This is a genomic window from Streptomyces sp. ATCC 21386, assembly GCF_018728545.1.
Lineage (GTDB): Bacteria > Actinomycetota > Actinomycetes > Streptomycetales > Streptomycetaceae > Streptomyces.
Genome location: NZ_JAAVVL010000001.1, coordinates 3,978,569 through 3,987,598 on the forward strand (window position 1 = coordinate 3,978,569; position 9,030 = coordinate 3,987,598).

The following is a 9,030-nucleotide window of genomic DNA, read 5'->3' on the forward strand; positions in this document are numbered from 1 at the left end:
GTCGAGTCTCGTGGGCTCGGAGAGGTGTATAAGAGACAGGTTCCCCGCGCCCCTGGAGGACGGCCCTTCGGGCTCCTCCAGCTTCGGGCCCCCAGAGGACTCAGCGGGCCCGCAGGTGGTGGCGTTTGCGCCAGGCCACCGTCGCGCCGATCAGGGCCGGGACCGCGATGCAGGCCATGGCGATCAGGAACGCCGGGGAGGTCGGGGACGAGGCACGGGCGCCGGCCACCGCGTAGGCGGCGGTGTTCGGGATGGAGCCGAGGGCGGTGGCCAGGAGGAAGGGCAGATAGCCCATGCGGGAGACCGAGGCGCAGTAGTTCGCCGCCCAGAAGGGCACTCCGGGGAAGAGGCGGGCCGCCAGCATCGAGCGGAAACCGTGCCGGCTGAGCTGGCCGTCCGCCGATTTCAGCCAGCGGTGGCGCAGCAGCGGACGCAGAGCGTCCTGCCCGAGGACCCGCCCCAGGCCGAAGGCGAGGCCGGCGCCCAGGACCGTGCCCGCGAGCGCCGACGCCAGACCGAGCTGGGAGCCGAAGAGGGCGCCCGCCGCGATGTTGAGGATCGGCCGGGGTACGAAGGCGACCGTGCACAGCCCGTATGCCACCGCGAACGCCACGGCCGCGGCCGCACCGCTCAACTGGGGCGGCCAGCCGTCGGCCAGCAGCCGCTGCGGCTCGAACAGCAGCACCGTGGACACGGCGGACACGAGCAGTGCGACGAGCAGCGAGAACCGCGCCCACGGCGAGAACAGCACTCTGCCCAGGCGGGCGGCACGGCCCGGGGGCACGGTGGCGACCGTGACGGGTGCGGCGACGGCGAGCTCCGTGGCGGCGGTCCGGGGAAGGACCGTGGCGGTGCCCCCAGAGCGGGTGGTGGCATCGAGCATTCGACGACGGTAACCGACCCGTGTCCGGGTATGCCGTACGGAACGTCTCACGGGCGTCACAGCAAGCGGAACAACAGGATCGCCGGACACGGTGCACCGGGACCTCCGCCGGGCACCGCACGCCGCGCCGCCTGCGCCTTCCGGAGCACGGGCCCGACCGGCGCACCGTTCATCCCGTGGGTCGTCCTGTGAAGCATCTCTCTTCCGCTCCCTCCCGGAACCCCCGTGCAGTGACAACCCCGCGTACCGAAAACCATTCGACGCGGGCCGACTTGTCGACGAGGATCGACGTCATGTTCCGGCACGCCTTCGCTCTCGACGCATCCGCCACGGTCGCGGATGCCCCGAAGGCTGCCCTGCTGATCGTCGTGGCCGCCGCGGACGGCGCCCGAAGCTGACCCTTCCCGGACATTCCGGCGGACCCCGCAGGGGGAGGGTCGGCAAGACCTCGGGGTCCCCGTCCCGGCCGCCGCTGTGTGCCGCCGGGGCCATCACTCAGTACCGCTGAAGAGGCTTCGAGGTACCGCCATGTCCAAGACTGCTTACGTCCGTACGAAACCGCATCTCAACATCGGCACGATGGGTCACGTCGACCACGGCAAGACCACCCTGACCGCCGCCATCACCAAGGTCCTCGCCGAGCGCGGGGCCGGCACCTTCGTCCCGTTCGACCGTATCGACCGTGCCCCGGAGGAGGCGGCGCGCGGCATCACCATCAACATCGCGCACGTCGAGTACGAGACCGACACCCGGCACTACGCGCACGTCGACATGCCCGGCCACGCCGACTACGTCAAGAACATGGTCACCGGCGCCGCGCAGCTCGACGGGGCGATCCTCGTCGTCTCCGCGCTCGACGGGATCATGCCGCAGACCGCCGAGCACGTGCTGCTCGCCCGGCAGGTGGGCGTCGACCACGTCGTCGTCGCCCTCAACAAGGCCGACGCCGGGGACGAGGAGCTCACCGACCTCGTCGAGCTGGAGGTCCGCGAGCTGCTCACCGCGCACGGGTACGGCGGTGACTCCGTACCCGTCGTCCGGGTATCCGGGCTTCGGGCGCTCGAAGGGGACCCACGGTGGACGGCGTCGATCGACGCGCTGCTGGACGCCGTGGACACCTACGTCCCGATGCCGGAGCGGTACCTGGACGCGCCGTTCCTGTTGTCCGTCGAGAACGTGCTGACGATCACGGGGCGGGGGACCGTCGTCACCGGGGCCGTCGAGCGGGGCACGATCCGGGTGGGCGACCGCGTCGAGGTGCTCGGCGCGGGGATCGAGACCGTCGTCACCGGCGTCGAGACCTTCGGCAAGCCCATGGAGGAGGCGCAGGCCGGGGACAACGTGGCGCTGCTGCTGCGCGGGGTGGGACGCGACGCCGTCCGACGCGGGCACGTAGTGGCCGCACCCGGCAGCGTCGAGCCCCGGCGGCACTTCACCGCCCAGGTGTACGTGCTCTCGGCGCGGGAGGGGGGTCGCACGACCCCGGTGTCCAGCGGGTACCGGCCCCAGTTCTACATCCGTACGGCCGACGTGGTGGGGGACATCGACCTCGGCGAGGTCGCCGTCGCCAGGCCGGGGGAGCGGGTCACGATGAGTGTGGAGCTGGGCCGGGAGGTTCCGTTGGAGCCGGGGCTCGGGTTCGCCATCCGTGAGGGCGGTCGGACCGTGGGGGCGGGGACCGTGACGGCCGTTCGGTAGACGGCGCGCCACGGACGGGGGACCGCGGGCCGGCACACCGCCGGTCGCGCGGTTCCCCCCGCCCCCCGCGGGTCGCGCCCTGCACCAGAATGGGGAGCGTGAACGAAGCCATACCCGTGTCCCGTGTCATCGACCGGGGCACCGCCAAGCTCATGCCTGATGTCGACCGGGAACGGGCCTGGCTGTTGACCGTGGACGGGGCGCCGCAGTCGTACGTCGATCTGGACGAGCCCACCCATCTGGAGTTCGAGTACGCGCGGCGGCTCGGGCACGTGCTGGACACGGTCGCGGAGCCGGGGCTGCCGCTCGACGTGGTGCACCTCGGCGGGGGCGCGCTCACCCTGCCCCGCTACGTCGCCGCCACCCGGCCCGGGTCCCGGCAGCGGGTCGTCGAGTACGACCGGGGGCTGCTGGACCTGGTCGTCGAGCAGCTGCCGCCGCCCGACGACGCGGACATCGCGCTGCACGGGGCGGACGCGAGGGAATGGCTCGAAGCGGCCCCCGCCGACTCCGCCGACGTACTCGTGGGCGATGTGTTCGGCGGCTCGCGGGTCCCCGCGCATCTGTCGACCGTGGGATACGCGCGGGCCGTCGAACGCGTGCTGCGCGCGGACGGTGTGTACCTGGCGAACCTGGCCGATGCCGCGCCGTTCACCTTCCTGCGCTCCCAACTGGCCACGCTGGCAACGGTGTTCGAGGAGCTGTCGTTGATCGCCGAACCGGCGGTGCTGCGCGGCCGGAGGTTCGGCAACGCCGTGCTGGTCGCCGCCCATCAGCCGCTCGACATCGCCGTCCTGGCCCGGCGGACCGCCGCCGACGCCTTCCCCGCGCGGGTCGAGCACGGCACGGCGCTGCGCGCGTTCATCGGCGGCGCCGCGCCCGTGCGCGAGGAGGACGCCGTCCCGTCACCCGAGCCGCCCGACGGGGCCTTCGGCATCGGCTGAACCGGGCTCGCCGCCGGTCGCGTCACCCGGCTCGGGCCGCGGGGCGGCGTCCTCCTCGCGCACGGGCGCGGCATCGGGTTCGGGGCCGGCGTCGGGCCGGGCATCGGGTTTGGCCAGGGCCACCGGAGTGCTGTGCCGGGTCAGGTTGCGCACGTCCCGTACGCACAGCACGGCGGCCGTCGCGGCCACGCACAGCCCGGCACAGCCCCACAGGGCGGTCGTCCGTCCGAAGGCGCTCTCCGCCGGGCCCGCCAGCGCGGCGGCGAGCGGCACCATCGCCACCGAGCCGAACCAGTCGTACGCGGAGACCCGGGACAGCTTGTCCTCGGGGATCTCCTGGTGCAGCGCGGTCATCCAGGAGACCCCGAACACCTCGATCGACAGACCGCTGACGAACATGGTCAGGCAGAGCACGGCGATCGGCACGGGCACGGCCAGCGCGGCGGAGGGCAGGGCGAAGGGAAAGACGCACAGGACGCCGACGAGGAGGAGGCGGCGTGGTTTCCAGCGGGCCATGAGCAGCGCTCCGGCGGCGTTGCCGGCCCCGAAGAAACCGAGCGCCAGGCCCCAGGGGCCCGGCCCGCCCAGGCTGTCTCGGGCGACCTGCGGGCCGTAGACCGCGTCGGCGGCGACGATCACCGCGTTCACCAGGGAGAACTGGACGACGATCGCCCACAGCCAGGTCCGGCCGGTGAACTCCCGCCAGCCGTCCCGGAGATCCGCGAGCAGTCCGCCGCCCGCCCCGCGCTCCGGTATGTGGCTCACGTCCAGGAAGGCGCGCAGGGCGCCGGCCAGGGCGAACGCCGCCGCGTCCACCGCGAGCACCCAGCCTGGGCCGATCACCGCGATCAGGGCGCCGCCGAGGGCCGCGCCGCTCATGGTCGCGCCCTGCGAGGCGAAGCGGAACAGCGCGAAGGCGCGGCCCGCCTGCTCGGCGGTGACGGAGGACAGCAGCATGCCCTCGGCGGCCGGGCCGAAGAACGCGTGACCGACGCCGCCGAGCGCGGAGAGCAGCATCATCTGCCACAGCCGTGCCTCGCCGGTGAGGACCAGGACGGCGAAGGCCGCCTGGGAGAGGCAGTTGAGGCCGTTCGCCGCGACCATCACCCGGTGTCGGGGCAGCCGGTCGGCGATCGCGCCGCCGACCAGGAGGAACAGCACCAGGGGCAGGGTGCGCGCGGCGGCGACCAGGCCTACGTCCCCGCCGTCGCCGCCCGCCTCCAGCACCGCGAACGCGGCCGCGATCAGGGCGCCGTTGCTGCCCAGGTTGGTGACGACGGCGGCCGTCGTCAGCAGGGTGTAGTTGCGGCCGGCCCAGGCGGGGCGGCGACGGGGAGCGGCGGGAGTGGTCACCCGCCGACTATCGCCGCCCCGACACCTTCTGCCAAACCGTTTCCTCACCCGATGCGGCGGGATCGGGCCAGGTGAGGCCGACCCTCGGCGGCCGGCCCTGTCCGGTCGGGGTCGGCTTCACCGGAGTTCGCCCGCCACGGTCGGCCGCGTGGCCGCTCAGCCGCCCGTCGGGTCGCCGTAGAGGCGTACCGTGCTCAGGATCTTCTGCACCGTCGCGTCCGGCACCTCCTCCCGCACGTCCTTGTCACCGTGGAAGGTCCAGGAGACGTAGTCACCGGCCGAGTTCTTGAAGGCGAACGTGGTCGCCTTGCCGTCGGTGTCGCACTTGCCCTTCTTGGGGACGCCCGTCGAGTACGTGGTCGCGACACTGCCCTCGACGCCCGACGTCGTGGTGTACGCCTTGGGCTTGCCGATGGTCAACTTCTTCTTCGAGGCGGGCTTCTGGTCGGTGTACCCGCCGAAGACCCACCAGGCCGAGTCGTTGCGGGCGATGTCCTCGGTGCCCTTGGCGCCCTGCTGGCCCTTGGTGCCCGCGGCGGCGAGGGAACTCGACTCCTTGTGGCCGTCCTTGTTGTCGTCGGAGGTGCAGTACTTCTCCTTGAGGACGGCGGGTGCCGACATCCCGATGAGGACCGAGCCGTCGCCCTTCTGGGAGTCCTCGAAGCCGGTGAAGGTGTCGGGCGACTGCACCTCCCAGTCGGCGGGCACGTCGAAGGCCGTACCCCACTTGGGGTTGACGACGACCTTCCAGCCCTCGATGGTCGGCTTCGCGCCGGCGTCCTCGCCGCGCGGGTTGTCCTCGCTCTCGGACGCGGTCGGCGACGGGGAGGCCGAAGGAGCCGACTGGGTCCCCGACTTGTCCTTGTCGCCGTCACCGCCGAGCACCAGGAAGCCCGTCACACCGGCTGCCACGACCACGGCCGTGGCCGCGACGATCGCGATCAGCTTCGTCCGGTTGCCGCCGCCTCCGCCCGGCGGCACCGGCGGGCCCGCGGGCGCCTGCGCGCCCCACTGCGGCTGTTGCCCGTACTGGGCCTGCTGGCCCGTCGACTGGTATCCGGGCTGCTGGTAGGGGTTCGGCTGCTGGTACCCCTGCTGTTGGTATCCCGGTTGTACCGGCTGTCCGGACTGGTCGTACCCCGGCTGCTGGTACGGGTTCGGCTGCTGCGGTTGGTGCTCGCCCCCGGGCGGCTGCTGCTGTCCTGGCCACATGGCTCGTAACCATAGATGCGCCGGGGGGCGGGGTGCCACGGGAGTCCACGAAGCTGCTTTGCAGTCGGGACGAACGGCTCCAAAACACCCCGGGGTGGCGGCCTTTGGCGCCACGTCCCTCGCGCCGCCGGGAGGTGGTCGGCCGAACAGGGAGGTGCCGGTTCTCGGACGCGAACGCCTCCGCCCGGCGAGAGCCCCTGGTCATGCCCGCCTACTGGTGGGTAACATCGCGCCATGAGCGCAGACCAGATGTCGATCGGCGAGATGCTCGCCGCCACGGTGCCGATGGCCAGGACCCTGAAGCTGGAGTTCCTGGAGGCCACTCCGGAGAAGGCCGTGGTGGCGCTGCCGGACCAGGGTGAGTTCCACAACCATGTCGGCGGGCCGCACGCCGGTGCGATGTTCACGCTGGGGGAGACGGCGAGCGGGGCGATCGTGCTCGCCGCGTTCGGGGACCAGCTCTCGCGCGCCGTGCCGCTCGCGGTCAGCGCGGAGATCGGGTACAAGAAGCTCGCGATGGGGCGGGTCACCGCCACCGCGACGCTCGGCCGCCCCGCCGCCGAGGTCGTGGCCGAACTCGACGCCGGCCGGCGCCCGGAATTCCCCGTCACCATCGCGATCCGACGCGCCGACGGAGCCGTGACGGGCGAGATGACGGTCGTCTGGACCCTTCGCCCCAACGCGTGACCCGGTAGTGACCCGGTGGTGCCCCGGTCGTGCCGACGCCCGGCACCGGGTGCTCCAGCGCGCGGCCGCACGGGCACGACGCACGGAGCGCGGCCGTGCACGCCGAGAACCGGTGCGACCTGTGGGGCAACCCGCAGGATCCCGTCGCCGTCCGAACAAGCGGGTAGGCTGCCCCGGCGCGCGCTCCGTCGAGAGCGGGCGCCGGGGGCCATGAACACCACCTCACCCACTTGATCCGCTCGCACGGGAGGAACCGGCTTTGCACGTCCAGGAGTGGCTCGAAACAGTGCCCCCGCTCGCCATCTACCTGTTGGTGGGGCTGGTCATCGGCCTGGAGAGCCTGGGCATCCCGCTGCCGGGCGAGATCATCCTGGTCTCCTCCGCGCTGCTCGCGTCCCAGCACGGAGAGATCGACCCCTTCGTCCTCGGGGCCTGCGCCACCGCCGGCGCGATCATCGGCGACTCCATCGGCTACGCCATCGGCCGCAAGGGCGGACGCCCCCTGCTGGCCAAGCTCAACCGACGGTTCCCCAAGCACTTCAGCGAGAGCAACATCGCCGTCGCCGAGCGCTCCTTCGACCGGTGGGGCATGTGGGCCGTCTTCTTCGGCCGCTTCATCGCCCTGCTCCGCATCTTCGCCGGGCCCCTCGCCGGCGTCCTGCAGATGCCCTACTGGCGCTTCGCCGTCGCCAATGTCCTCGGCGGCATCCTCTGGGCCGGCGGCACCACCGCCGTCATCTACTACGTCGGCGTCGTCGCCGAGGCGTGGCTCAAGCGCTTCTCCTGGCTGGGCCTGGTCCTGGCCGTCCTGATCGGCGTGACCTCGATGCTGGTGATCAAGCGCAAGGCGAAGAAGGCCGCGGAGAAGGCGGAGACGGCCGAGGGGGAACTGGTCGCCGCCGCGGAGTAAGACGTGCGACGGGAGGCGCGCGACCGCCGAGTGCCGGCCCGCCGGGCACACCACCCGCGGCCGGTCCGCGCCCCGTGTCCCTCCCGCGCCCGCGCCGGTCCTACGCCCCGTACTCCTCCTGCGCCTGTCGGTGCGCCTTGGCCAGCTCCGTGTAGTGCGTGCCGTTCAGCGTCACCAGCTCCCGCTCCTCGTCGGTGAGCGGTCGCTTCACCTTCGCGGGCACCCCCGCCACCAGTGATCCGGGCGGCACCCGCATCCCCTGCGGGACCAGGGCCTGCGCGGCGACCAGGGACCCCGAGCCGATCACCGCGCCGTTCAGCACCGTCGCGCCCATCCCGATCAGACAGTCGTCCTCGACGGTCGCCCCGTGCACCACCGCGTTGTGCCCGATCGACACGCGCGCGCCGATCGAGACGGGAAAGCCGAGGTCGACGTGGAGCGAGCAGTTGTCCTGGACGTTGGCGTCCGCGCCGATGACGATCGGCTCGAACTCGGCCCGCAGCACCGCCCCGTACCAGACGCTCGACCCCGGACGCAGGGTCACGTCGCCGATCACCGTCGACGTGGGGGAGACGAACGCGGCCTCCTCCACCTCCGGCTTCTTGCCGTCGAACGTCGTGATGAGGGCCCGCTGCCGGTTCATCGCCGCCTCCAGATGCTGGGTGAAGATCAGTCCTCACCCGCACCGTAAGCCATGGGGTGGGCGTCGGGTGGGGTGAAGATCACAGCCGTACGACGTCCTGCGGGTGCCGCCCGGTGAGTACGGTGAGCGGGTGCCGAAGAAGAACACGTTCTCGTCCTGGTCGGGCCGCCTCGCGCAGCGCGCCGTCCACGCGGGCTGGGCGTGGCTGCAGCGCACGGGGTCGGTGACGGCCGAGCGGCCCGGCCGGTTCCGCTTCGGCGCGATGGGAACGGGTACCAGGCTGGCCTTTCCGCTCGGCACGGTCTTCGGCGAGCCGTGGATCCACCTGGGCTCCCACTGCATCATCGGCGAGCAGGTCACCCTGACCGCCGGACTGATGCCCGACCTGGACCTCGGCGCGGAACCGATCCTGCGCATCGGGGACGGCGTCGTGCTCGGGCGCGGCAGCCATGTCATCGCCGACACCACGGTCACGATCGGCAGCGACTGCTACTTCGGGCCGTACGTGTACGTGACCTCCACCAACCACTCGTACGACGACCCGCACCAGCCGATCGGCAAGCAGTGGCCCCGTATGGACCCCGTGTCGATCGGGCCCGGCTGCTGGATCGGCACCGGCGCGGTGATCCCTGTCTCTTATACACACTAAAAAAAAAAAAAATGCAATTTTCATTTATACTACGAAAAGAATTAAATCTAG

At 71.9% G+C, this 9,030-nt stretch carries 8 protein-coding genes and 1 pseudogene; 5 read left to right on the top strand and 4 right to left on the bottom strand.

Annotated features, from left to right (window positions below; genetic code table 11):
- Nucleotides 1–100 precede the first annotated feature (100 nt).
- A complete protein-coding gene (locus tag GWK25_RS17430; protein ID WP_215451116.1) occupies nt 101–883 on the bottom strand; it encodes a TVP38/TMEM64 family protein in 783 nt (260 codons plus the stop codon).
- Nucleotides 884–1,411: 528 nt separating this feature from the next.
- Here GWK25_RS17430 and tuf point away from each other — a divergent pair.
- Together tuf and GWK25_RS17440 are read left to right on the top strand one after the other, a co-directional pair.
- Nucleotides 1,412–2,581: an elongation factor Tu gene (gene tuf / locus GWK25_RS17435; RefSeq protein WP_184896718.1), complete on the top strand. Its 1,170-nt coding sequence runs from the start codon at nt 1,412–1,414 to the stop codon at nt 2,579–2,581.
- Nucleotides 2,582–2,679: 98 nt separating this feature from the next.
- The gene (locus GWK25_RS17440; RefSeq protein ID WP_215451117.1) at nt 2,680–3,525 is read left to right on the top strand and encodes a spermidine synthase; all 846 of its coding nucleotides are present in this window, start codon (nt 2,680–2,682) and stop codon (nt 3,523–3,525) included.
- Here GWK25_RS17440 and GWK25_RS17445 read toward each other — a convergent pair.
- Nucleotides 3,487–4,878 (bottom strand): MFS transporter, encoded by a 1,392-nt coding sequence (locus tag GWK25_RS17445; protein ID WP_215451118.1) that lies wholly within the window; start codon nt 4,876–4,878, stop codon nt 3,487–3,489. The two genes, GWK25_RS17440 and GWK25_RS17445, sit on opposite strands and share 39 nt — an antisense overlap.
- Before the next feature lie 156 nt (nt 4,879–5,034).
- The gene (locus GWK25_RS17450; protein ID WP_215451119.1) at nt 5,035–6,090 is read right to left on the bottom strand and encodes a hypothetical protein; all 1,056 of its coding nucleotides are present in this window, start codon (nt 6,088–6,090) and stop codon (nt 5,035–5,037) included.
- Nucleotides 6,091–6,324: 234 nt separating this feature from the next.
- Here GWK25_RS17450 and GWK25_RS17455 point away from each other — a divergent pair, with 234 nt between their 5' ends.
- Both GWK25_RS17455 and GWK25_RS17460 read left to right on the top strand, forming a co-directional pair.
- Entirely contained in the window at nt 6,325–6,777 is a 453-nt protein-coding gene (locus GWK25_RS17455) for a DUF4442 domain-containing protein (RefSeq protein ID WP_251828897.1), read from the top strand.
- A 259-nt stretch (nt 6,778–7,036) separates the two neighbouring features.
- Complete coding sequence (locus GWK25_RS17460; protein ID WP_215451120.1) at nt 7,037–7,687, top strand: DedA family protein; 651 nt, start codon at nt 7,037–7,039, stop codon at nt 7,685–7,687.
- Nucleotides 7,688–7,787: 100 nt separating this feature from the next.
- Here GWK25_RS17460 and GWK25_RS17465 read toward each other — a convergent pair whose 3' ends face one another.
- Complete coding sequence (locus tag GWK25_RS17465; protein WP_215451121.1) at nt 7,788–8,330, bottom strand: gamma carbonic anhydrase family protein; 543 nt, start codon at nt 8,328–8,330, stop codon at nt 7,788–7,790.
- Nucleotides 8,331–8,460: 130 nt separating this feature from the next.
- Between GWK25_RS17465 and GWK25_RS17470 the strand changes: the two are divergent.
- Nucleotides 8,461–9,030 (top strand): annotated as a pseudogene (locus GWK25_RS17470) (acyltransferase); the annotation flags it as partial.

Excerpts from the sequence above, each read along its gene's own strand:
- GWK25_RS17455 (WP_251828897.1), top strand. The coding sequence starts at position 6,325 with ATGAGCGCAGACCAGATGTCGATCGGCGAGATGCTCGCCGCCACGGTG.
- tuf (WP_184896718.1), top strand. The coding sequence starts at position 1,412 with ATGTCCAAGACTGCTTACGTCCGTACGAAACCGCATCTCAACATCGGC.
- GWK25_RS17465 (WP_215451121.1), bottom strand. The coding sequence starts at position 8,330 with ATGAACCGGCAGCGGGCCCTCATCACGACGTTCGACGGCAAGAAGCCG.
- GWK25_RS17430 (WP_215451116.1), bottom strand. The coding sequence starts at position 883 with ATGCTCGATGCCACCACCCGCTCTGGGGGCACCGCCACGGTCCTTCCC.
- GWK25_RS17450 (WP_215451119.1), bottom strand. The coding sequence starts at position 6,090 with ATGTGGCCAGGACAGCAGCAGCCGCCCGGGGGCGAGCACCAACCGCAG.